At 67.8% G+C, this 23,369-nt stretch carries 20 protein-coding genes and 1 pseudogene; 6 read left to right on the plus strand and 15 right to left on the minus strand.

Annotated elements, in window-relative coordinates; genetic code table 11:
• Window positions 1-42 precede the first annotated feature (42 nt).
• The 3 genes from OG702_RS20145 to OG702_RS20155 form a co-directional block, all read right to left on the minus strand.
• On the minus strand, window positions 43-1,113 hold the full coding sequence (locus OG702_RS20145) for a hypothetical protein (RefSeq protein WP_327290294.1): 1,071 nt from the start codon (window positions 1,111-1,113) through the stop codon (window positions 43-45).
• A 347-nt stretch (window positions 1,114-1,460) separates the two neighbouring features.
• Window positions 1,461-2,837 (minus strand): SMI1/KNR4 family protein, encoded by a 1,377-nt coding sequence (locus tag OG702_RS20150; protein ID WP_327290295.1) that lies wholly within the window; start codon window positions 2,835-2,837, stop codon window positions 1,461-1,463.
• Window positions 2,838-2,926: 89 nt separating this feature from the next.
• Window positions 2,927-3,634, minus strand: a complete 708-nt coding sequence (locus OG702_RS20155) for a nucleotidyltransferase domain-containing protein (protein WP_327290296.1) — start codon at window positions 3,632-3,634, stop codon at window positions 2,927-2,929.
• Window positions 3,635-3,873: 239 nt separating this feature from the next.
• Between OG702_RS20155 and OG702_RS20160 the strand changes: the two genes are divergently transcribed.
• Window positions 3,874-4,887 carry an acetamidase/formamidase family protein gene (locus tag OG702_RS20160; protein ID WP_327290297.1) on the plus strand — a complete coding sequence of 338 codons (1,014 nt, stop codon included), beginning with the start codon at window positions 3,874-3,876 and terminating at the stop codon, window positions 4,885-4,887.
• A 155-nt stretch (window positions 4,888-5,042) separates the two neighbouring features.
• On the opposite strand, the gene OG702_RS20165 is transcribed toward OG702_RS20160, so the two are convergent.
• Both OG702_RS20165 and OG702_RS20170 read right to left on the minus strand, forming a co-directional pair.
• Entirely contained in the window at window positions 5,043-5,549 is a 507-nt protein-coding gene (locus OG702_RS20165; RefSeq protein WP_327293301.1) for an SUKH-4 family immunity protein, read from the minus strand.
• Between the two features lie 301 nt (window positions 5,550-5,850).
• A complete protein-coding gene (locus OG702_RS20170; protein ID WP_327290298.1) occupies window positions 5,851-6,408 on the minus strand; it encodes a hypothetical protein in 558 nt (185 codons plus the stop codon).
• A 336-nt stretch (window positions 6,409-6,744) separates the two neighbouring features.
• Between OG702_RS20170 and OG702_RS20175 the strand changes: the two genes are divergently transcribed.
• The gene (locus tag OG702_RS20175; protein ID WP_327290299.1) at window positions 6,745-7,437 is read left to right on the plus strand and encodes a TetR/AcrR family transcriptional regulator; all 693 of its coding nucleotides are present in this window, start codon (window positions 6,745-6,747) and stop codon (window positions 7,435-7,437) included.
• A gap of 137 nt (window positions 7,438-7,574) precedes the next feature.
• Window positions 7,575-9,668, plus strand: a complete 2,094-nt coding sequence (locus tag OG702_RS20180; RefSeq protein WP_327290300.1) for a hypothetical protein — start codon at window positions 7,575-7,577, stop codon at window positions 9,666-9,668.
• A 217-nt stretch (window positions 9,669-9,885) separates the two neighbouring features.
• Here the strand turns inward: OG702_RS20180 and OG702_RS20185 are convergent, their stop codons facing one another.
• The 6 genes from OG702_RS20185 to OG702_RS20210 form a co-directional block, all read right to left on the minus strand.
• Window positions 9,886-10,284: a hypothetical protein gene (locus OG702_RS20185; RefSeq protein ID WP_327290301.1), complete on the minus strand. Its 399-nt coding sequence runs from the start codon at window positions 10,282-10,284 to the stop codon at window positions 9,886-9,888.
• 8 nt (window positions 10,285-10,292) lie between these two features.
• A complete protein-coding gene (locus tag OG702_RS20190; protein ID WP_327290302.1) occupies window positions 10,293-11,915 on the minus strand; it encodes a hypothetical protein in 1,623 nt (540 codons plus the stop codon).
• Window positions 11,916-13,074: 1,159 nt separating this feature from the next.
• Window positions 13,075-13,518, minus strand: coding sequence for a DUF6086 family protein (locus tag OG702_RS20195; RefSeq protein WP_327290303.1), 444 nt, complete (start codon window positions 13,516-13,518; stop codon window positions 13,075-13,077).
• Between the two features lie 22 nt (window positions 13,519-13,540).
• On the minus strand, window positions 13,541-14,023 hold the full coding sequence (locus OG702_RS20200) for a SitI3 family protein (RefSeq protein ID WP_327290304.1): 483 nt from the start codon (window positions 14,021-14,023) through the stop codon (window positions 13,541-13,543).
• Between the two features lie 25 nt (window positions 14,024-14,048).
• Complete coding sequence (locus OG702_RS20205) at window positions 14,049-15,476, minus strand: hypothetical protein (RefSeq protein WP_327290305.1); 1,428 nt, start codon at window positions 15,474-15,476, stop codon at window positions 14,049-14,051.
• A complete protein-coding gene (locus OG702_RS20210) occupies window positions 15,473-15,793 on the minus strand; it encodes a hypothetical protein (RefSeq protein WP_327290306.1) in 321 nt (106 codons plus the stop codon). The genes OG702_RS20205 and OG702_RS20210 overlap by 4 nt, the downstream gene beginning before the upstream one ends.
• A 117-nt stretch (window positions 15,794-15,910) precedes the next feature.
• Between OG702_RS20210 and OG702_RS20215 the strand changes: the two are divergent.
• A pseudogene (locus tag OG702_RS20215) lies at window positions 15,911-16,138 on the plus strand (metal-dependent phosphohydrolase); the annotation flags it as partial.
• 83 nt (window positions 16,139-16,221) lie between these two features.
• Here OG702_RS20215 and OG702_RS20220 read toward each other — a convergent pair.
• Window positions 16,222-17,304: a hypothetical protein gene (locus tag OG702_RS20220; RefSeq protein ID WP_327290307.1), complete on the minus strand. Its 1,083-nt coding sequence runs from the start codon at window positions 17,302-17,304 to the stop codon at window positions 16,222-16,224.
• Between the two features lie 780 nt (window positions 17,305-18,084).
• On the opposite strand from OG702_RS20220, the gene OG702_RS20225 reads away from it, so the two are divergent.
• Window positions 18,085-18,597, plus strand: a complete 513-nt coding sequence (locus OG702_RS20225) for a protein-tyrosine phosphatase family protein (protein WP_327290308.1) — start codon at window positions 18,085-18,087, stop codon at window positions 18,595-18,597.
• Window positions 18,598-18,642: 45 nt separating this feature from the next.
• Here the strand turns inward: OG702_RS20225 and OG702_RS20230 are convergent, their stop codons facing one another.
• A complete protein-coding gene (locus OG702_RS20230) occupies window positions 18,643-19,185 on the minus strand; it encodes an SMI1/KNR4 family protein (protein WP_327290309.1) in 543 nt (180 codons plus the stop codon).
• A 133-nt stretch (window positions 19,186-19,318) separates the two neighbouring features.
• On the opposite strand from OG702_RS20230, the gene OG702_RS20235 reads away from it, so the two are divergent.
• Complete coding sequence (locus OG702_RS20235; protein WP_327290310.1) at window positions 19,319-20,068, plus strand: DUF6928 family protein; 750 nt, start codon at window positions 19,319-19,321, stop codon at window positions 20,066-20,068.
• 183 nt (window positions 20,069-20,251) lie between these two features.
• Here OG702_RS20235 and OG702_RS20240 read toward each other — a convergent pair whose 3' ends face one another.
• Both OG702_RS20240 and OG702_RS20245 read right to left on the minus strand, forming a co-directional pair.
• The gene (locus OG702_RS20240) at window positions 20,252-22,075 is read right to left on the minus strand and encodes a hypothetical protein (RefSeq protein WP_327290311.1); all 1,824 of its coding nucleotides are present in this window, start codon (window positions 22,073-22,075) and stop codon (window positions 20,252-20,254) included.
• Between the two features lie 216 nt (window positions 22,076-22,291).
• On the minus strand, window positions 22,292-23,368 hold the full coding sequence (locus OG702_RS20245) for an IS110 family transposase (protein WP_327293072.1): 1,077 nt from the start codon (window positions 23,366-23,368) through the stop codon (window positions 22,292-22,294).
• Window position 23,369 lies beyond the last annotated feature (1 nt).

The following is a 23,369-nucleotide window of genomic DNA, read 5'->3' on the forward strand; positions in this document are numbered from 1 at the left end:
GTCACGCGGCACAGGGCGACGGAGCCGTCAGGGCACGGCAGTTCAGCGGGTCCCGTCGCCGGATGACGTGTGGGCGTACCAGGCCCGTGTCTCGTCCGCGTCGAGGACGCGGGTGAGTTCCACCGTGCCCGGAAGGTGCGGGAAGAACCGGTCGGCGTTCCAACTGCGCTGGTAGGCCGGATCGTCGAGCACCAGCAGGCGGCGCCCCTGCACCACGGGGATGTCGTCGGGCAGCCCCTCGTTCCAGATGCGCTCGCCGTCCGGGGCGAGGAGTTCGAAGGCCCCGGCCGCGATGACCTCCGACCTCCCGCGGGCGGGTTCGGGGTCCGTGGCCAGCCGGACGCTCTCCGCCGAAGGCGGGGTGCCGGGCACGTGGCCGCCGCCGATGAGGGCGTGGGCGAGCAGCGTGTGCAACTGGAAGTTGTCCCCGATGCCGCCTATGCGCACCTCGAACCCGGTCCTGGTGGGCCGGTGCAGCACCACCACCGGCTCCTCGTCCAGCACTGCCAGGGCGTAGGCGAGGCACTTGAGGTCGTGGCGGTTCAGGGCGGCCAGGTCGCGGCAGGCGGTGACGAGCGCGGACGCGTGCCGGCGGCGTACCTCGGCGCTGCGGCACAGCACGGCCAGCGCGGGCGGTTGCCACTGCTCGATCCAGCACCAGGCCAGGGCCAGCCGCGTGGCCTCGTAGGCGTCGTCGCCGAGGCGGGCGAGCAGCGCGTCGTCGATGATCTTCTCGTCCGGCTCCGGCAGTTCGTCCTGGGGCCCGCCACTGGCGGCCCAGCGCCGGGCGAACTCCAGCGCGGCCAGCAGGTCCCGGTGGACGCCGTCGAGTATCGGCTCGGCGCAGGCCGCGGGATCGGCCCCCCGCTCGACGCAGTAGCCGGCCGCCATCGCGAGCATCGGCCGCGGGCCCGTGGGCGGGAAGGCGGGAATGAGCGCCGCCAACCGCAGCCCCGCGAGGGCGCGTTCGGCGTCCGACGCCGACTGCACGGCGTTCATCATGGCGTCGAAGGCCCGCCCGGTGCGGTCGCCGTCACGAGCGGCAACCGCGCCTTCCAGCTCGGACACGGTGGCGGCGAGTCCCGAAGCCTCGGGCTTGCTGTTGAAGATCACCGGCACACCATAGGCCCGAGGTCTGCCCGGCGTCATCGGGCCGGGATCGCTCGCCTCCCGAACCCCCTTTCAACCGCCTCTGGTTGGAGGCGCGGGAGCGCTGCCGGCGTCCGATGGCGTCGGGTCACGGAGCCGGCGGTGGCGCGTTCGCGGTCGTCCACAGCCCTGTGGAAGGGGACGGGGATACCGGTGCGCGCGGCCCCAGTGGAGGCCGTTCGTCCACGCCTCCACGATGCGGGCGAAGACTCCGGCGCCCAAGGCTGAGTCGGCGTGGTCGCGGTGCGCCACGCCTGCTCCCGCCCGCGCGGCGGGACCCCCAGCAAGGTGGCGGCGGCTCCGAAGCAGGTTTACATGACGCCGGGACCCGGGCCTCGGGGCGTCGCCAGGATCTCGTTCCCGCGCGCCGGGGTGATCAGTTCGGCCAGGACGGGATCGGCGAGCAGGGATATCGGGGCGATGTGGTCCTCGCACACCGGGCGCCACAGGCGCAGCGCGGCGAGGAGTTCGGGCCAGGCTTCGTCGCAGAGGGCCGCGCGGGCTGCCCGGACGTTCGCTGGATCAGACAGCGGGTCGGTGTCGGGCTCCCGGCAGCTGCCGATGTCACGGGTGCCGCGGATGTGGCGGGTGACGATGTCTGTACCCGCAGGGGCCGCCGGTCGGTCGGGGGCCTGGAAGGCCGGATGCGCGGCGAGAGGGTCGGCGACGGCGTGCACGGCCGCGTCGAACTCGGGGCCGCCGCCGAAGGTGAGCCGGAAGCCCGCTTCGTCCGTTCGGGCCTCGTAGCCGGCGATGAGCGCTCGTACCGGTTCGGGCGCGTACTCCTTGAGCCGTGGCAGGGGCCGCAGTTCGAGGGGCCGGGCGAGCTGGTCGTGCCTGACCAGCAGCGGCAGGAGTTCGGCGGCGAACAGCGGGCTGAGAAGGAGGTCGTCCTTCTTCGGGGTCCACCACATCAGGTCGGCGACGAGCTGGCGCCAGTCGCCGACCAGCGCTTTCAGCTGCGCGCTCAGGACGTCGGCGCGCTCGCGTCCGAACTCGTGCGCCTCGGCGAACACCGCAAGCGGCCCGCTCACCGCCCCGGCCAGCGCCTCGCGGCGAGCCCGCTCGACTTCCGCGTCCCAGTGGTCCCGAGTGGCACCTGACGGCTTGCGTATGGCGTGGAAGGACACCCACTGCTGGCGCATGAGGTCGTGGAACGATCCGTGCCGCTCCGGCCCCTCGCCGGACCACGAGGCGAGCCAGTAGCCCGCCCACTCGCCGTCCTCGTCCACGTCGTCCGGGTCGAGCAGCATGATCGCGCTGTCACCGTCGAGGGAGAGGCGCAGAGAACGCGCGAGGACCTTCGCCTCCCGGACGCCGAACGCTTCCTCGTCCTGGTCGTCTTCCTCCTGGTCTTCCGCGAGTCTTTCCCAGACGTCGATCCAGCTGCGGTCGTCGGTGTCCCGCAGCCACGCGAGCTCGGTGCAGTTCGCCAGTTGATAGATGAAGCTCCCTGCATCGCGCCACCCGTTGGTGACGAGCAGGAACTCCCGCAGGGAAGGCGGCAGTCGGCGTCCGAGCCGCGCCTCGGCCGCGGCGACATCGGCCTCGCTCGCCGGCGCGAACCCGAGCCAGGTGTTCCGTACGACCTCCTCCGCGAGCGGCTCGTCCTGCTCCGAGCCGTGCGCCGCGACCCACTCCTCGCTCCACTGCTTCAAGAACGGCCGCCAAGCCGCACGCTCACCCATCGTCCCCGCTCCTCGCTCTCCACCGTCCGACACCACCCCACCACAGGGGTACGACACCGTGGGTCACGTGGTCGCCGGGGTCAGCGGGGTCATCGCGGGGTGCCGCTGCGCCGGTAGCCCACCCACAACCGGCCTCCGGCCCGGTCGAGCACCTCGTCCACGACGGCGACCAGCGGTTTCGTGCGGCCTTCGAGGGCTTGTTGCACCCCGTCGTGCAGGCGCGTGCTCAGACCGGGGGCTGTGGCGTCGAGGCGGCGGGACAGCCACTTTCCGCCCCCGTTCCAGGCGGTGTTGAGCGCCAGGACGAGTTCGGCGGTGCGGCGGGCGAGTTCGGTGCAGATGAAGAGGCGTTCGCCCTGCTCGGTGCAGCCCGCGAGATCGTCCAGGAGGTCGGTGAGGGCGTAGCGGCGGTCCTCGATCTCCTCGACGGGCAGGGCGGGAGGGCCGGCGGCGGCCAGTGACTTGGCGTAGGCACCGGTACGCGCGCCGACGCCGTCGTTGTCGAGGAGCAGGACGCCTTCCGCGCACATCCACATGAGCGGCGAACTGCCGTCGCGTACCTCCCGCTCGACGAAGCCGTGCCAGGACTCCTCGGTGTGGACCAGCAGTTCGGCCGGCCAGCCATGGCGGTGGACGTTGAGCCGGTAGGGCGCTGGAGCGCCGTGCAGCAGAACCACGATGTCCAGGTCGGAGGTTGCGGTACGGCGGTCGGTGATGACGCTGCCGCCGAGGAAGGCGGCCCGCGCGTCGGGATGGTGTTCCTCGACAACGGCGAGCGCGGCGTCGATCGGGTCCATGAGGGGATTATCGGGGCCGGCCGGTCGCGGGCGTAGGGGATTTCACTCCCGGTGCGCGCCGCGGCCCCAGCCGTGGCGGGCAAAGGAGGACTTCACCCGCGTGTGCCGGACCAGGAGTGGGACGGTCCATCGCCACGCCGGACTCATGAATGCAGAATGGCCTTCACCCCGGCCAAGTGCACCGGTGTACTTGTTGCGAGCACATCCGCGGATTCAGCCAGAATGGGAGCAGTGCAGCGATGAGCTACCCCCGGATCCTGACCGTCCGGCCCCAACCGGACGAGTACGCCTGGACGTTCGGCGGTGCGCCGCCCGTGGCCCGCATCGAGCCCGGCACGGTTCTCGACCTGTACACGGAGGACTGCTTCGCCGGGCGCGTACGGTCCGAGAAGGACCTGGTGTCCGAGGTGTGCGAGTTCCCGTTCCTGAACCCGCAGACCGGCCCCTTCCACGTCGTGGGAGCCGAGCCCGGCGATACGGTCGCCGTGCACTTCGTGTCGATCGAGCCGGCGCGGGACTGGGCGGCGTCCACCACGGTCCCGCTGTTCGGGGCGCTCACCTCGACCCACACCACGGCGACCCTGCAACCCCCGCTTCCCGAGACCGTCTGGATCTGGCAGCTGGACCGGGCGCGGCGCACGGCGCTGTTCCGGGCGCACGACAGTGACATCGAGCTTGAGCTGCCCATGGACCCGATGCACGGCACGGTGGGTGTGGCCCCGGCCAACCTGGAGGTGCGCTCGGCGCTGGTACCGGACGCGCACGGCGGCAACATGGACACCCCCGAGATGCGTTCAGGCGTCACCTGCTACCTCGGGGTGAACGTCGAGGGCGCGCTGCTCAGCCTCGGCGACGGGCACGCCCGGCAGGGCGAGGGGGAGACCTGCGGGGTGGCCGTCGAGTGCGCGATGAACACGGTGGTGATCGTCGAGCTGCTCAAGGGGCACACCACCCCGTGGCCGCGCATCGAGTCGGACACGCACATCATCTCGACCGGCTCGGCACGCCCGCTGGAGGACGCGTTCCGCATCTCCCAACTCGACCTGGTCCAGTGGCTGGTACGCGACTACGGCTTCAGCGAACTGGACGCGTACCAGTTCGCCACCCAGGCCGTCGAGTCACCGCTGGCGAATGTCTGCGACACCAACTACACGTGCGTGGCCAAGATCCGCAAGGAGTGGCTGCCGGCCCGCGAGACCCACCGCGGACTGCACGCGCAGCTGCGGGAGAGCGCGACGGCACTTCGGCCCTGAGCGCGAGGCGGCGTGGGCTGCGGCAGCCTCGCCGCTGCGGACCTGAGGCAGATCACCCGTGCTGTGAAGCGTTGCCTCAAAGGAGCTCGTGCCGCCGCAAGTTGGTCGACGGCTGCCCGACGGCCACGGGTCTGATACGGGAGAGCTGACGTGCCTCAGTCCGCCCAGTTCGCGTAGTCGCCCATCGCGACGTCGTCACACAGGGTCTCCCAGAGCCCGTTGTGTGCGAGCGCGGTGTGATCGAGGTTGGCGAGAAGCTCGCGAAGGTCGTCCGCTGCCTCGTCGAATCTGTCGTCCTCGCCTTCTTCGTAGAACGGAAAACGGGCGATGGCCGCCGCGACGCACCGGTGGAAGGCTCCGAGGTCCCTGTTCACGTGGTTGACGGTCGAGGACGCGGTTGTGGGCATGTGCACGATGCGACGCGAAGCCACGTCAATGGCGATGTGTCCGAACAGACCGCTGGTCCCGAAGGCGACCAACCCGCTCTCGTCGAGGCCGCCGAGGACTGCCGCCTCGGTCAGCGGCCGGTACTCGTAACCGATCAGCCCTGCCGGGACGCCGATCTGCCGCAGTTCGGCGGCGATCTCAGCGGGCACCTCCGGTGAGCAGCCGATGCGGACCACGGCGTACTGGGGCAACGGCAACGGCGGCAGGTCTCGCATCACGCGGACATCATCCTCGTGCTCCCGCCTCACGGGGAGCCGCGAGCCGGGCCCCCTGCGCCGAGCGCGGGAACTCGGGCCGTCGGCTACGGCACCCGCACCGCGCTCCGCGACACCTGACGGAGCTCGCACCCAGACGCGCGGACGGCAGGCTGCCACTCCTCACCACTTCCGGCCCGGCTGGAGCCGTGGAACTGCGCGCGACCTGGGACCGTAGCCGCGACGCGCGCGGAAGAGAGGCGCCGAGGAATCCGCCTGTGCGTGCCCGCGGGCCCTGGTTGCCGCCCGGAACCGACACGGCTCAGCCCCTGCGGGCCGACCGGTGGAGCCGGATCGCGGAAACGAGGAAGAAGACTCCACCGAGTACGGCGTAGCCCGCGAGGGCGTTCAGCGAGGGGTCGGCCTTGGAAGCGCTCAGGATGAAGGAGGTGCCGGCGAGGACGGAGATGCCGCCGCTGGCGATCATGGCCCACTGCCCGCCCATCGGGCGGCGGGCGATGCCCACCAGAAGCTGGACCAGGCCGGACACGACGGCCCAGGCGCCCCATACCCGCAGGACGTCACCGGTGCCGGAGGCACTGGCAACGGCGAGGGCGACGACGGCGAGCGCGCTGATGGCCATGTTGAGGTACAGGCCCCTGACAGGCCCGTCGGCGCCGGCCGACCTGGCGTCGACGACGGCCGTAGCCACGTCGAAGGCGGGGTAGAGGAACAGCAGCACCTTGACCCCGGCGGTGAGGTCGGAGCCGGAAACCAGCAGCAGCACCGCCCACGCGGCGGCGAAGACGAAGCGGACGACGTAGAGCCGGGGCAGGACGGTGCCGGGGATCGCATGCTCCGTGGTGACGGCGGATGCCATGGGGATTCTCCAGTGAGTGCGGGGATGGGTCGAACGGGACTGGTGTGGTCGCGCGGGTCGAGCGGCGGAGTGTCGGTCGCGGCGGGGCGAATCAGCGGATGGTGCCGCGGTCCGCCTGCTCGGCGAACGCGCCGGGTACGAAGACGACGGTCGGTTTCGGCCCGGAGGTCGGCCTCTGGTGATGCGGCGGCGAAGGCCGGAGCGCGGGTCGGATGGCAGGACGGATCACGGGAAACCTTCACCTCGATACAGAGAGAACGCTCTCTCTCGTCTGGAGCCTGACACACCTCTGCGGCCAAAACAAGAGAGAGCGTTCTACCCGCTATGGTGGAAGGCATGACGCAGACGGAAGCCGGCACCGCCACCGGCAAGAGGGTCTCCGCAGCGCGGGAACGGCTCCTGGGCACCGCTGGGCAGCTCTTCTACGCCGAGGGCATCCACACGGTGGGCGTCGACCGCCTGGTCGCCGAGGCGAAGGTCACCAACGCCACCTTCTACCGCCACTTCCGCAGCAAGGAAGACCTGGCCGTCGCTTACATCAGCAGCGTCGACCAGGCGATCCGCAGCCAGATCGGCTCCCTGATGACGGCGGACACGCCCCCCGACGGCATCCTGCGGGCCATCGGCGCGTCCCTGGTCGGGCAGATCCGTTCGCCCGGCTACCGCGGATGCGCCTTCCTCAACGCGGCAGCAGAATTCCCCGCCCCCGACCACCCCGTCCACCGTGCCGTCGTGCAGCACCGTGAGTGGTTCCTGCAGACGATCACCGGGCTGTTCGCCGACATCGCGCCCGCGAGGGCCGAGCACGCCGGCCGCCACTTCGTCATGCTCCGCGACGGCGCGATGAGCGCCGGCTACCTCGGCGACCCGGTCGTGGCCGGCGAGACGCTGCTGCGGGGCATCGAAGGACTGCTGCGAGTCCTCACCGGCGGCTTCGGGCCCGGCGAAAGCGCCGCTGCCGCGCCCGACCAGGCGCCTTCGGCCGCCACGCCGGTCTCCGGGATCGACTGCTCGCCGCCCAGCACGTAGCCGCGGATGGGGTGCGACGACTGCGGCTGCGGCGCGGGCCGCTTGGGCCTGCTGGGCGGGGCGGCAGTTCGGATCACCGAGGGCCGTGGTCCCGGTTCCCGTCCTGGCTCGCAGGGTCGGTCGATGATCTCGTTCGGGTGCTGGCCCGACTGCAAACGGAAGGGGAAGTGGACCTTGCCCAAGCCGCACGTGACCAAGTGTTGCAACGGCATTCGGCCAGATCGGCGTTGCCGACTGGTTGGCAGGACGACCTGACCGCTGCGTTGGCTGACACAGGGCTGCTAGTGGTGGCCGGTGACCAATTCCGTTTCCTACACCAAAGTTTCGCTGAATATCTAGCGGCGTGGGAGTACGCCAGAGAGATACCGGCAGATGGCAAGGGACTTGAGGCCTGGATCCGGCGGGCTAGCGAGGGCACGGACCAGACATTGTCGCGGTTCGTCTTGTGCCGATGGGCGAGCCGCGTGGACTGCTCCACTGACCTGCTTATCGACCGAATCCTGACCCATCCTTATCCCGAGCGGTCGCTGCTTGCAGCCTCGCTCATAGTCGAGGGAATCGAGGTTAATGAAGAGCGCTGCACGAGGGTCGTGCGTCTTGTGGTCGGTGTGTTTCGGAACGACAGCGAAGAATACCAGACTGCGGTGGACGCCCTGTCGGCTCTGGGTACACGATACGACACGGCAGGGATTCTGAAAGATCTCGCCACCGCGATGGAGCTAACTTCAACGCAGCGATTCCACGCGCTTATTGGTCTCAATCGACTCGTGGATCCGGCGATCACGTCCCAGTTGCTCATGCCAATACTCGAGCTCATGTATGGACTGTTGCCCAAGGCGGCGCAACTCGCTCAGCAACTGAACGAATATGCACGCCAAGCGGTACGACTTCGCGTAGATGACCTTCTCGCCGAACCGGACGCGGGGGCATGGGAATCGACCATCGCGGCGGAGACGTACCGGGCACTCGGAGCAGATGAGGATTTGCGGCGTGCCGCTCGCGGTACCCTCGACGACCCACTGGCGGACAAGGACGACCTAAGGAGGGCAGTTGTCGCTTGGCTGGACTCCAGCCTCTTGCCCGAAGTCACGGCTGAGATCGTCCGACTCGGCCGTGACCGCCCGTCCTTCGACCATGCAGGCCGACTGGCCCTCGCTTTGGCGCTGGAGCAGGCTGGTGCGTTGACCGCGGCTTCAGAACTGGCCCTTGAGGTCGTGGAAGCCGAGCCCTTTACGACGAGTCATGGGGAAGCCATGAACGTGCTGCTGCGCATCAAGGGAGCAGCGGTGTCCGAGTCCGCTCAAAGGCTCCTCGCTCGAGCGCAGGAATCAGGCTGTGAATCATGGCGTCAGGCACTGTTGCTTCAGGCGATGACAGAAGCCGGCGTGCATTACCCAGTTCATGAATGGGTAAAATCCCAGCTCTCGGGTGATGGTGAATCTCCTACCAATTCGGAGATCATCATTGGGCTCTGGGTTGCGGCACACGAGGGAGCGACCCTGAATGAGTTCCGTGCGCTAATCGGCGATGGCACCCGGTTGAACCTTAACGCGCGAGTCAGATACGCCGAAATTCTACTGAACGCCGGTCACGTCGGCGAAGCGGCGCGCGTGGCCACGCTCGCGTTACAGTCTTCCATCATGAAGGATCGACAGTACAGTCTGGCGGCGAAAGTACTTCTCAAGGTGGACAGCAAACGTGCTGTAGAAGTAATGACGTCACAGCTGAATGGAACGGTATTCACAAGCGGCTGGGCCAGGGGCGTACTGGAGTCCATCATCCGAGAAGCATCTCCGGAACTCGATGAATTGAGCGTGCGTATTGCCGAGCGCCTTCTTGAGTTCCCGGATGCCAACAGCTCCGATGTGGCAGGTGCCATCTATACGCTATTGGCCCTTGGTGACCAAGGTGAACTGGTCCATCTTGCCGAACGCGTTTGTCGTCACCAGTCTCTGGATTTGGACGACCAGCGAGGCCTGGCGAGGGCATTCGCTTCATGTGGTTATGAGGAAATAGCGCGCGAAATCTGGCGTTTTCTGCTGAGTGTACGTGGCTCCTCGAATGGCACGAATTTCATCTTACTTGAGGACGTGTCGCAGTCTTTGTCGCCCAAGATCACAGAGCACCTGGTTCGGGAGCTGATGGTGGCCGACCCGCCACCACCTCCCTACCACCGCCAGCGCCTCCACACGATGCTGGCTTGGCTGAACAGCTCGCCGGTGCGCGCATAGCGCCTGCGCCGAGGACCGCATATGCGTTACGGTAACGGCTTTCTGGACTCGGACCTGGCGGTGGGTTCAAGGCCTGCAGCCAAGTTGCAGCCGTTGGTCCAGGAAAGACCCGTCATGTTCGCTACGAGTGGCAGGGCGATGGTCCAGAGCGCGAGCGGGAGCTGGAGCGTGGGCGCCGAAGGATCGGCGGCGAGGACGGGCGGGGCCCGCGGTAGGTTCAGAGGGCTGGCATGAGGGCTGTTACGGCTGAGTGGACTGCTTCGGCGGCGGTGACGACGCTAGGGATCGCGGCACATGTGGTCGTCAGTGTTTCGAGCATGAAGCGCAGTGCACCTGGGTCGCTGTCGGGAGCCGCGAGGCGCGGGCTGATCGCGTCCAGAGCGCGAAGGGCTTGTTCGGCTTCGGGGTGGTGGAGGCGGAGAGCTTCGAGGCGTTGGCGCAGGTCGGTGATGCTGTCCTGGGCGCGGTCCACTGCGCCGGGCGCGATGTGATTGGTCTGTGAGGCGTTCGAGGAGAAGGCGGCGGCCTGTACGGGGCCGTTGATCGAGCCGCTGTTGATGATGCCGAAGTTGGCGCCGTTGGGGTTGGAGTCCGGGTGGTTGCGGCCGAGGGGCATGGTGACTCCTAGCTCATCTGGGCGTCGTTGGAGAAGGGCGCTGCCTGAACGGCTCCGTTCATGGTGCCGCCGTTCATGACGCCGAAGTTGTAGATCGCGGTGGCTTGTTGCGTGTAGGCGGCGATGTCGACGTTGTGGTCGCGGAGGAATATCTCCGTGGAGTCGAAGACACGGCGCTGCATCATCTGGACGTAGTAGCGGGCGTCGTCGTTCATGTGCATGTCCTCGATCCGGCGCAGGCTGTAGACCTCCCGCAGGCTGACCGGCCCGGGATCCGCGCCGAGTTCGGGGACTGGCCGGGGAGTGCGGCGGCGGAGCAGCCGGTTGACTCCTACGGCGATGTCGCCCACGGCGTTCAGGGCGGCTCGGCTCAGCCACCGGAACGTCAGCGGTGCGGTGGCGCTCAGCCCGTCGACGGCGGGGTTGAGCGGCGCCATGATGTGCGGCCGGACGGTGACGCGTAGGAAGCCGCCGGCGTAGGCGAAGTGGACCAGGACAGATGCGACCAGCTCGCCGTTCCAGTCGGTGATCCGAGCCCAGACGTAGCGGCGGGCGGTGTCGGTGCCCGGCAGACTGCTCACTTTGTCGTTCGCCGCGAGGGATGCCAGTCCGCGCCAGGCGTCGTCATCCAGCCTTGCCCAGCGATCTCGAGAGATGCCGGCTATGCCGATGACGTCGATGAGGAGCTTCGGGTGGAGGCGGTCATGCGTGGGTGCGGGGTCAGACAGCCGCTTAATTATGTAGGCGTGCAGGTCGGTGTCCCGGAAGGGCTTCATCGGCTTGCGCGCACTGGTCCGCTTACCGTGCTGCGAGAGTGCCGCGAGGACCGCTGCGGCGACATCCTCGTTCTTCGATCCGGCCTTCGGCCTTGGAACGAACGGGGTAGCGTGCTCGTCGTCATCCTGGCTCTCGGGAGCCGGCTCCACGTCAATACCGATCACCGCCTCCTGCCACGCGTTCAGGCCGGCGCCCAGGAATCGATCACGCGGCCCGCCACGGCCCGCCTCGCGTACATAGGGGAGGGCGGGACTCTGTGGGTCGGATGGCGCGGAGGGCAGGCCGCCGGAGAGGAGCGCGTTGGACCGTTGCTGGGCGGTGTACCTGTCTGCCAGGTAGACGAGCCAGCAGCCGATCAGCGCGAGGATGGCTGCCGTCCCGCTCGGAAGCCAGCCCATGATCGCTAAGCCGAGGGAACCGAGCACCACCGCGGTCAGGGTGGCGGTACGCCTTCGCACCTGTCGGATGGCCATGTCACAGACCCGCAGGACGGGTCCTTGATCGAAGGCGTGCGTCGGTATCCGATGGGCCTGTGAGGTGATCCGCTTCCGTACCCACATCGCGTAGTCCGGCCCGCGCACTACCGACGGCGCCGCAGGTTCGCTCTCTGGCGACGAGGCTTTCGGCGCAGCCACGGGTTTCAAGTGCAGGCGCTTCCGTACCCAAGCGATCAGCTGCGCACGTAACGCGAGCACCCAGCTCCGGACGTTCGCCAACCGATCAGGCCGCACGTACGCCGCTGCGCATAACTGCCTGGTGATGCGTCCTGTGTACTCATCGGACTGTCCCTCGGTCGCCGGGCCGATCGGCACAGCCGGTACTGCGAAAATCGAGGATTTTTCGGTCGTGGACATTGCCCCCCCGGGCGCTCGTTCCCGTCACCAAGCCAACGGGTGCCGATCCTCCTCATGCCTGGCCTGCCTGGCTACTGGAAAGCAGGAACAAGTCCGGCACCGGGCGCTTCGGGGAGGAAAATGTCTGAAAGCAGCCAGACTGGTGCCGCGCAACGTCCTAGGCAGGCCGGACCGTGGGAGCCGAACGAGTTGTAGCCGGAGCGCTGACCAGCACGGTTGCTGTACTTCGCTGCTGTACGGGTACGCCAGAGGCCCTGCAGGATGATCCTGCAGGGCCTCTGACCTGGGTCGGGGTGGCGGGATTTGAACCCACGGCCTCTTCGTCCCGAATGCCGTCGAACGGGGGTCGCTAGCTGGGCGTTTGACGTTGCCGCAGGTCAGAGGGTTGGGCTGGATGGGCCTGGGGAGGTCTCGTAGGGGCTCGGGGGGCGGTTCGGCTCCCATATGGCTCCCAGGGATCCTCGGTTTGACCTGCGCCCTTTCCGTCTCTCGGCCCGCGGCGGAGGAGGTGACGCCAGCGAGTCACGGCGGCGGGAACGTCCTTACAGCGGGCAGTCGTTCGTCTCGTCGGATGGGAGCGCCGATGAAGACGCGCCAGAAAGGTCGAAACGTCCCTGGGCCCTGATGAGCCGTGGAACGAGATCCGTCCCTGCAAGTGGATAGGCGGCCACTACTGGACCGACAGAACTGGCGAGTTGTAGTCGGCGGTCGTGGGCGGTGAGTTCGACCTCGTGGTGAGCCTCTTCATCCTCCCCGGGCACGGCCCGCCTGCCGACGTCGAGCATGTGGTCGTCGAGCTGCCTGACGGCCCGCTGGTGCCGGACCAGATCGGTGCGGTCCAGCCTGCCGGCCGCTGGCCCAGACCGTGGAGGACACCTGGGCGCGGCTCCAGGCTGACGGGCGGCCGGTTGACCACCCACGGTGGGCCGAGTACGGCATGGATCCCGAGCAGGAGGCTGGCATTCTGGCCGCGCTCGGCTGTGAGCTCAGCTGAGTCCGCTCACCCTTCCAGTCCATGGGCTCGCTGCTGGGTTGTGACGGTCCGCATGCAGTTCTCGGCCTTGGGGATAAGCAGCCCATATCCCGGCGGTCGCACGGCCCCGTGAAACGGCGACCGTACGGGAACCGCGGAGGGGGCTCCGGTGTTCCTGCTCCTGCCTCAGCGCGGCATGACGGCGGAGTGCTGATCGCGTAGAGCGGCCCACGCAGCTTGTTGTTCCGGGGCGACGCAAGTGGGGACCGGTCGTCCGGCTCGGTCCAGCAGGACGAGGGCTGTGGCGATGAATCCCACTGTCAGCGCGCGCTGGATCCCTTGAACCGTCGCACCGTACTCGGCAAGAGAAGCGACGCAGAACGCGTCGAGGAGGGAGCCGTCGACAGGGCACTCACCGTTGACGATGTTGCCGATCCCTGATGGCACCCCGAGGAAGTCCGCGAAGAGCGCCGCGTGTCCCAGGAACAGGCCGGCAACACGATCGTCGGCTCGCCATAGTCCCGCTTCAGGAGCGACATGTGAGGAGCCAGTTCTGAACCAGATCTGAGATATCGCTCCGGTAGGCGTTATTGCGAACCGGATACCGTCAGACGCGTCGTCGGAACTCATCGTATCGAAGACCTCTTCACCATCACTCCTCTGAAAAAGCGTACGTTGCGCGGCGGTAGGGCTGCCGAACCTCAGCGAGGCGTCGCGGGGACCACAGGTCGTCCCTCTCATTCAAGCTCAGGTCGCCATTGCGCCGGAGTAGCCAGATGATCTCGTCGTGGTATTCCAGTACGGCGTCACCAGGAACGTGTTCCAGCAGTCCGGTCACCAACTGGATGACGTCGTCCTCCTGGCGGGCCAAGTCGGATTCCTTGTCGAACACGAACGCCACCCGCACGCTCGGGGTGATACCGAGGTCTGTGATCAGCGGGCTCCACGGCTGGGGGCGGGTCGCGACGACCCGGATCCAGGTGCCGTGCTCCGAGACCGCCCCGGGGTCGAGCAGAAGCTCGGGCGTCACGGTTGCCGCCAGCAGGCCCTTGTCGGCACCGCGATCCTTCAGCACTCCTGCGACCTCTGCCGTCGGCATTGTCGTGGCGATGCTGAAGCTGTGGGAAATTGCCATGTCAGATGTGTCCGTCTCGATGGTTCTACGGGTACAGATGCAGGACGTTGCCCTGCTTGTCGATGACGATGACCTCTTTCAGCCCGTCGATCGGCCAGTCGTGAAGCTGGGAGCGGAGTTTCCCGACGTCTGCGGAGCTGTCGGCGAGGTTCACCACAACGCGGTCGGTCTGGCCGTCCTCCACTTTCTGGGAGATCCTGCTGGCGATGTTGCGAGGGTTTCCCGTCGAGGGAGCGACGTTGTCGAACACCTGGCCTTCCACACGGTAGTCAGGGTTCTTGTCACCTGGAATATCGGGGTTCTGCTCCACGTCGTACCCCGATTTTGCCAGGGTATCGGCCGACTCGTTCTCACGCTGCAGCGCCAGTTTGTTCTCCGGGGCATCGCCGTCGTTGATCGGAGTCCGGCGCCCGCGCGGGGCGGCGTCAGGATTCGGTTCGTTCGAAGGGCCCGTGTGCGACTCGGTCGCGGACGGGTCCCAGTCGCCCCCGCCGCCCGACCCCCCGTCGGAGGTCATGTTCACACGGTCCGGGCCCGCCGCGTCGTGGGCGATGGTGCTCGCGCCGAGACCGGCGAGGCTCAGCCCGCCCGTGATAGCCGCTGCCGACACCACAGCGGTGGGAACGCCCAGAAGCGCGCCGATGCCCGTGGCGTCGAGAACGACCCCGCCGATCTCACCGCCGGCCCCGAGGGTGGCCAACCCGATGCCCCCGAGGACCTCCATCACGGCGCCCGCGTCGTGGGCCATCGCGTTGCCGATCGAGGCGAGGTCCGAGAGCGCGGTCTCGCCGACATCCTCCAGCGCATGACCGACATCGGACAGGGCATCACCCACGGAATGACTCACCTTGTCCCACCGGCTGTCATGAAGCCCGTCGTGAGTGATGGCTCGGTGGATGCGCTGCTCGGCGGCTTTGGCGGCGTTGTCCCGTACGTCCTTCGCCGCCTGCAATGCTGATTTCGCGTTGCCGAGGGCTGACGCGGCGGACTGCTGCTGCTTCTTGAGGCCGGTCAGCGTCGGATCAGATGGTTCGGTGCCTGTGGGCAGCGCCGCGATCTTGCTTGATGCAGCCTTGTGGTCCGTGTCGGCGGTCTGCGCGTCCTTGAGCGCCTTGTCAGCCATCTTCTGCGCACGTTCGAGTGCGCTCGCCCAGTCTGCTTCACTATCCTCCCGGACCTGCGAGCCCATGGCCTGCGCGGCAATGTGGTAGCGGTGGTACGCCTTGCGCAAGGTCTCCTCGGCTGAACCCGCGGCGTCCCTGAAGCGGTCGGCGGCCTTGGACTTCCACGATTCCACCGAGGCGAGGGCTTTGATCTCACCCGCCTGGCGCCAGATCCGCTCCGCGGTCTCGCGGAGCGCCGCTCCGAGAAGGGCGACGGCATCCGGGTCTCCCGGTATCGGATCTGTGTCCTCGTCGAGAACGGCCCACTCGTGAACGGGCGGACGCCTCATTCGGGCGGGCCCTGCTTCTTTGCGGCGGCGTCTTCGCGGCGCAGCGCATCCGCAAGGGCCTTGTCCACCCCGTCATAGGTGTCGGCCGCATCTTCAGTGGCGACGCCGAGCGTCCGGATCTGGCCGGCCAGGTGTTCCCGGTGGATCTTCCAGTTGCTGCCGAAGGAGTGGAACGCGCCCGCGATCCGGGAATCTCCCAGCTCGGCCACGGAGTAGCCGTCGGCAGGGTCGGCGTGAGCCGTGAACTCGTCGTAGATCCTCTGCAGTTCGCGAGAGCAGTCGCGAATGCGGTTGGTGTCCGCCGTCAGATCACTCAAGATCCCCCCTGGGTCCGGTAAGTGGCCGGGCTGTTCAGGGTAACAACTCCCTTCTCGCGCCTCCCTGGTATCCCTTGTGTGCAGCCCGTAGTGGCCCGGGTGGGGAGGCCGCTCGCAGAGCGGCTGTGCCGGCTGGTGGCGAACCACTCCTTCGCGCTGTTGGAGGCGGAGGAGCGGGGGCTGCGTGAGGTGCTGGAGGCCGAGTTCCCCCTGCTGGAGGACCAACTGCTGGTGGACGGACTGGTGTTCTGCGACATGACGACGACTCCCGACGGCTCCGTCACGACGGGACAGGAGTGGGTGGCGGAGATCGTCAGCCGTTATAGGGCCGACAGCGTTGTCGGGTGCTTGTCGATGGTGGGGTCGAGCCGGAGGTACTCGGCGGGGTAGGTGACGACGGTCGAAGTGGGGGGACCTCCCGCCGGGATTCAGCGGTCCTCGTACGGAAGGTCCTCCTGGCGTACCGCGAGATAGGTTTCGGACGTAGCCGATTCGAGAAGCCCAGGGTGCTCCTCAAGATCCAGTGCGGGTTCCTGCCCGTTGGCCAGCAGTTCCCGCCAGGTCCGTTCTGCGCCTTGCTCGTAGGCATTCCGGACGCGGAGTGCGACGCGGGTGCGAAGTTCCTCCTGCTGGTCGCGGAAGAGATGCCGCTCCCTGCGCCGCCGTTCCTCCTGGAGGTCCTCGTCGGCCGGCTCGTCAGCGACTCGCTGGTCCTCGGCGCGCAGGCCGGGAGTGCGTTCGGCGATCAGAGCGTCCTCCCGGTGAAGTTGCGCGCATGCAGCGAACAAGCTCCGGGACATGCCCAAGCGCAACTCGGTACCGGGAATGCGGTAACTGAGGAAGTCGTCCAATCCCATGCTGCGGGAGAGGGCGCGGCGGGCGTCCTCGTTCTCGGTTCTGGCGCGTGCTGCCCGGCGCATCTCCTGAGTGGACCCAACGCGCTCCAGAGGGGTAGTGAGGCCGCCGAATCGAGCACGGTGAGTGGACCGGTCGGCACTCACACCCACCGCCCGCACCCGCTGCCGAGGCGCGGAGCGCATGGCCAGGTAGACAAGCATCTGGGTGCGGGCGGCTCCCATGAGTGCATCATCGCTGTTGCCGATGTAGTCCTCGGATACGCCGACCGACTGCGGGCGGCTCGAACTTTCCCTATGTGCCGCGGAGGGTGGTTTGCCGCTGTGCCGTTCATGATCAATGGTCAGGAAGAGATCTCCCTGGCGCTGAACAGAAGCACCGCACAGGATCAGTCTGTGCTGGTAGGAGTGGAGGATCTTGCTGCCTTCCTTCAGCTGGTGCCAACCCTCGTCAAGTGAGTTCTTTCGGACGTTCCCTCCCTTGGCCTCGATCAGCCAGTAGGCGTCCTCGCCGGTGTGTAGGCCCCACAGATCCGGCAGGCTCCGCGCCGGGTCTCGGAACAGATCGCGCAGGGCGGGATCGGGGCCACCGTCCTCGATATGCCAGGTCTGGCCCAGGCCCATGAGGTAACGGCAGGCCCACTCCGTCATCGTCATGCCCAGGCGGTAGCCCAGGGCACTCTTGGCGGTGCGCTCGGTCCCGTGCTCGTATATCGCGTTGACGGTCAGGCGGCGGCCCGCGTTATGGGCGTATTGCCCCGCGTATGTGTGGATACCGAGATATGCATAGAGCGGGGCGACTCGGGCAACGAGTTCGCTTCGCGCCAGTTGCTGGGCCCGGTGAAGCCAGGGTGTGACGTCACGGCCTACCTCTGTGGCTGCCTTGACGACATCCCGCCACGTTGTGGCGGGCAGATACCAGCCGTCCGACTCTGGGAACGCTCCTGGGGAGAGCCACCTGCCGGCGGTCGCGGTGCGCCACTTCTTATACGGCCGTCTGGCAGGTCCGTCGCGGAAGAGTACGGGAATGTCGACGCTGTCGGCGTAGACCGGTGGAGGGGCGTCTCTCACGTTTGCGGGTATCACGCACCCACCTTGTCAGCGGTTGTCGGAGGGGAGGTCGGCTTTCTGGAAGCTCGCTCGCTGACCCCATGACACCAGCCGGACCCGCCGAGTCTTGTCGTCCGTTCCGGAGAGAAGGTGACGTCGGCCAAACTGCTCTCCGCACCGGCGTCAGTATGGCCCGGCGGATCCCCTCCCCGCAGAAGCCCCAGCGACCCTCTACCCCCTGGCAACGCGGTCAACGCTGCTTGCGGATGGGCCTCTTCGTCGTTGTCGTCTCTCGGCCTGTAGCGGGGGAGGTGACGCCGTCCAGTCGTAGCGGCGGGGAACCTCTGTACAGCGGGCGCTCGTTCTCCTCGCCAGAGGGGAGCGCCGATGAAGACGCGCCAGAAAAATCGAGACGTCCCTGAGCCCGACGAGCCGTGGAGTGAGATCAGCCCCTGCCTGTGGATGGGTGCCCACTACTGGACCGACAGAGCGGGCGAGTTGCAGCCGGCGGTCGTGCGCGGTGAGTTCGACCTCGTGGTGAGCCTCTTCACCCTCGCTGGTCACGGTCCGCCGCCCGCCGTCGAGCATGTGGTCGTCGAACTCCCGGACGGCCCGCTGGCACCGGACCAGATCGGTGCGGTCCAGCAACTGACCGTCCGCGTCTCCGCCGCCGTCAGGGCAGCGCGTTCCGTCCTCGTACGCTGCCACTCCGGCTACAACCGCTCGGGCCTGGTCGTCGGCCAGGCGCTGATCGACCTGGGCAGCGACCCGAGCGCGGCCGTGGATCTGATCCGGCAGAAGCGGTCGCCCTGGGCGTTGAACAATGAGGTGTTCGAGCAGTACCTCACCGCGGGCCTCGACGTCGCCTATCTATTGACCGGACTGGAACCGCTCCGCTGAGATGCGGAACCCCAGCATCGCCCTCCGCAGCCCATCGGCGGCGTCTCAGCGCGTCGCCGCGATGCGCGCCGCAGCGTCGGCCCAGGGCGTGGGCTCGGGTGCGTCGTCGGCCACCATGCCGTCCTCCTCCCACCAACCCGTCCCCTCCAACCAGGTGGACAGCCACTGGGCGAGTGACGGCGAGTCCAGGAACCAGGCGTCTGCCCAGTCCTCCGGTCCGGCGTTGGGTTCGAAGAGGAGGACGGGTGCGTCGGGGTGAAGGCAGTCGACGGCGGCGTACATGCCGCAGCCCCAGTCCAGGATCGGGAGGACACCGTGGGGCCAGTACCCGTCGGAGGCTGCGCGCAGTGGCCCGTACTCGGCGACAGTTGTCCGCCCGTTCCCGGTCAGTGGCAGTAGGTGGTACTCGGGGCCGAAGCCGCCGTTGGCGACGTGGCAGTACAGCCCGTTCAGTACGGGTGGAAGCGTGAAGCCGAGAACGGATTCAGCCTGCGCGATCTCCTGTTCGCCGACACGCGGCGGAAGGTCAGCCGACTCCTGCTCGGCGCGCGCACGTACGCGCTCGAAGAGCCGTGCCAGGTCAGTCACGCGGCCTCCAAAGCCAGTTGTCGGGCGGATCCGGATCAACCGCAGAGCTTCCGCTATCGGAGACGTTAGCCGTGTCAGAACCCTCGGATAGCGTCGGGGCGTTGGAACGAAAGCAGGGGAGTGGGACGGCGTCATGGGTGCCAAAACAAGTTTGCTGATCTTTTCGGACGGGGATGCGCCGTCCGCGCTACGGGGTGCCCGCGTCGTCGACGATTCGGCGACGGCCGACCTGCTCCAGCGCCTGTATCCGGGCTGGGTTGTGGAGCCCGACGACGGCACGACCCTGGTGGAGGCGACGTATCCGCCTGACGGCGTTTGCTATGCGGCCAGCTTCTCGGATGTGGATGTCGTCTGCGATCGGCGTCTGATGAGCCTCCGCCCGTCGTCCATGCCCGAGCATGTGCTGGAAGCGGCCGGCAGAGGCCGAGTCTTCTTCCACGCGATGCACAGCGTCTCGGACGCCCTCACCTTCGCTGTCTGGGAGAACGGCCGGCTGGTGCGTTCCCTCAGCCTCTCGCCGGACGGCGGGATCGTCGAGAACATCGGCGTCCCGTACGACTTCGAGGCGTCGTATTGGGCGGGAGAGCATCCGGTCGAGCCGGTTCTGAGATGGGGCGACGACCAGCCGCCGTACCCTCTGGCCTTCCACCCCCTCGAACTGGGCGAGGAGGCGCTGCGAGCGTTCGCCGGGTTCGTGCTGGAGGGTCTCCCATCGCCCGCCGACGCGGACCCGGACGAAGTCCCGCTTAACGGCTACCGGGTCACCAACCCGAACGGCCCCGACCCCGCCAGGACCGAAGCGGAGATGCGGCAGCGAGTGGCGGCCATGCATCGGCACCGGGTGCTTCGGTTCGAGGCGGACGGCACCATCACCGCGGTGTAGCCGCCCTTTCAACGGACTGCAGGAAGCCAGAAGCCAGCCGCCTCAGCCGGCGAGCCGTCGGCCAGTTGATGTCGCGGAACTGCAGCCGGCCGGGCACCTGCGCCTTGAACCGAACCAAGGGCGCCACCGCACGCAACAGGGATTGGTGCGCGCGGTCGTCTGCGGTGCAGCTCGGCTTGAGAGTTACTCGGCAGCGGCGGCTGTGGCCTCAGATCCAGAAGGTTCCCCGGACTCCGTACCGACGCTCTCGCCTTTTGTGCCCGATTTCAGCGAGGCGAGTTGTGGCCGTTGGAGCTGAGCTCGTTCCTCGTCCGGGATGTTCATCGACTCGGCCAGTACGGCGGCGAGCGCGGCGACGTGAGTGCTGTCGACGTCGGAATCGAAGAGCCACCGGAGGTTGTCTTCGGACGTGATGAGGTCGATCACCGAGCGCCCGTTTCCGTCTCGTGCGGCCGGTGCCCGGACGTATCGCACACGGTCGATCGGGATGTCCTGACCGATCTCGCCCTGCCCGAGGAAGGCGTTCGCCTTGGCCGTGATGATGCGGCGATCGGTAACGGCGACCAAATTCCTTGCCGCCGCCTTGTCCATCGCCGGCGCTACCTTCTCCTTTGCTCCATCAATGATCGCACCGATCCGTGCGGGGGCGTCGAGGCCGAGGGCACGGAGGGTTTCACCGTCCTCGATGCGCCAGCGCAGAATGCGGAGATACCGTTCGAGATCCAGTGACGTGGGCGCGCAGACGACCTCGGGAATCTCAAGCGGAGGGGCCGGCGGATGGAGGGCGTCGGCAAGCGGCTGGATCGCCTCCAGAAGGTGGGTACTGCTGAGGCGGGCCTTCTTCGCGTCCTTCCGCTTCCCTATCAGCGGCACTGTTGCACGTCCGGGGAGCTCGGCGATGATGCGTAGCTCCCGCGTCAGCGAGTCGACGAGGCTCGTCGTCTGTGCCAGCGCGGAGTTGAGCTCCTCGCTGGTCTCGCGCTCAATGATCTCAACGAGCCGTGCCTCGTCGGCCTCTTCGCGGCCGGCGGCCCTGGCGCGGGCAGCGTGAAGCGTCTGGTAGCCGGTCCACGCCTTGAGCGAAGACAGGAGGGCGTGGGCGTCGAAGACAATTGCCCTGGCGTTCGTCTCGAGGTATTCACGTCGACTGGGCGTGTCCAGCCGGCCGAGCTGCCGAACATGTTCACCGACGTTCAGCCGGTACGTCTCCCGCTGCTTACGCAGAGCGTCCTCTTTGGCTGCGACCTTGTCCCACTCGGTCGCCGTGACCGATTCGAGCTCACGCGCGCGACTGACCGCGCGATCGACGGTGTCGACGAGCGACGTCAGTTCGGCCCACTGTTCGTTGCGCAAGGTCGTGAGGACTTCGCTTGTCAGCGCGATGTTGGTCCTGACAAGGCCGGTGACTTCGCTCAGCATCGCCTGCAGCGCGACCATGGCCAGCGCCGGCCCGGTCGCGGCCGCGAACTCCGCCGCGCTTACCCCTGTCACAGGGATCAAGCGGGCTTGATGGACTATCCGGCCCTTGGCGAACACCGCTCCGAGATTCGCGCCGTCCTTGACCGCGAGCGCTCCGCCGGCGCTCAAAAACGCCCTCGTCGTGTCGCCGAGTCTGTAGAGGCCTTCCACACCGGCGAACGCGTTGGCGAGGTTGCCGCCTACTGTGGCCGCGTTGCCGATCGAGGCCAGGGCCGCTGCCGACAGTCGCGTGCGGTCCTCGACCGATATGAGCCCCATGTCCAGGGGGTCCAGCGTGAGTTCCGCAATGAGCTCTGCGGGGACCTCCCCGAAAGCGATAGCAATCCCCGGCCGTACCTCGACCAGGACCGTCGATGCCGCGGTCGAGTCGCTTCCAGAGGGGGACGCTGGGCTGTCCGCAGCACGTGCGTCGGCGGTATCGCTCCGGCCCTTGTCCTCGGGCTCGGCGGCCTCCATCGAGTCCGAAGGATCCTGCATGCGATGTCCTCCCCCAGGGGCGGGTAACAGCCCGACGTCGTCGGCGTTCACTGCCGCAGAGTACGGGAGGCCGCCCCGCGGCGAGCGCGGATTCCCCTACGAGACTCACTTCCGGATTCCCTCCGGGCCGAGTCACAGTTTTCGCCGCGGGCGGCTGGGCCATCGAGCCGTCAGTGCCTGAGGTTGGCGAAAGGCAGAGCGTGGTGCAGCGTCTCGAACTCGGCCAGCAGGGCGTTCTCCTCGCTACGGGGGATGCTCCTATAGATGTCAAGCGGCAGGAGCAAGGTCGGTTTGTGTGGCTTGTTCGGTCGGTGTGCTGGTCAGGGCGCGGTAGACCTCGCGGGCGACGAATCGTTTGAGGCAGCGCATGATGTCCTTTTTGGACAGGCCTTCCTTGGTGCGGCGTTCGACGTAGGTGCGGGTGCGCTCGTCGTAGCGCATGCGGACGAGCACGATGGTGTGCAGGGCGTTGTTCGCGGCCCGGTCGCCGCCTCGGTTGAGGCGGTGGCGGTGGGTGCGGCCGGAGGATGCCGGGATCGGTGCGACCCCGGCCAGGTGCGCGAAGGCGGCCTCCGAACGCATACGTTCGGGGTTGTCCCCGGCCGAGACCAGCAGTTGGCCGGCGGTTTCGGGGCCGACGCCGAACAGTTCCAGCAGTGCGGGAGCGGCCTGCCGGGTCAGCGGACCGAGTTCCGCGTCCAGCTCGGCGATCTCGGCGTCCATCGCCTGGTGGCGGCGGGCCAGGCGGCGCAGGGCTGCCCGGGTGGCGGTCAGCGGGCGGGACAGGTCGTCGCCGGGCCGCAGCCGGGCGAGCGTGCGTATCAGCGTGGCCCGGTCCACTCCCGCGACCTGCTCGCGCAGCATCGCAGGCGCCGAGACCAGCAGGCCCCGGATCTGGTTCATCGCCTGGGTGCGGGCCTTGACCGCGCTGCGGCGAGCGGTCCGCAGCACGCGCACGGCCTCGACCACGCCGTCCCGGCTCTTGGGGGTGCCGGTGGCCCGCCCGGACAGTACGGCTGTCGCGGCGGCGTAGGCGTCGATCGGGTCGGACTTGCCCTTCATCCGCCGGGTTTTGCGGTCCGGACGGTCGACATCGATGACTGTGACTCCTGCGGCGGTGAGCACCCGGGCGAGTTCGGCCCCGTAGGCGCCGGTGCCCTCCACACCCACCGCGGCCAGCTCGCCGAGTGAACGCATCCAGGCCAGCAGATCCCGGTAGCCGCGGATCGTGGCCGGGAACTCCTGGTCAGCCAGGTGCCGGCCGATGGTGTCGATCACCGCCGCGTGGTGGGTCAGGCCGTGGGTGTCGACTCCGCCGGTGATCTGCGGGCCGTCGTGCGTCATG

It is taken from the genome of Streptomyces sp. NBC_01198, from assembly GCF_036010485.1.
Lineage (GTDB): Bacteria > Actinomycetota > Actinomycetes > Streptomycetales > Streptomycetaceae > Actinacidiphila.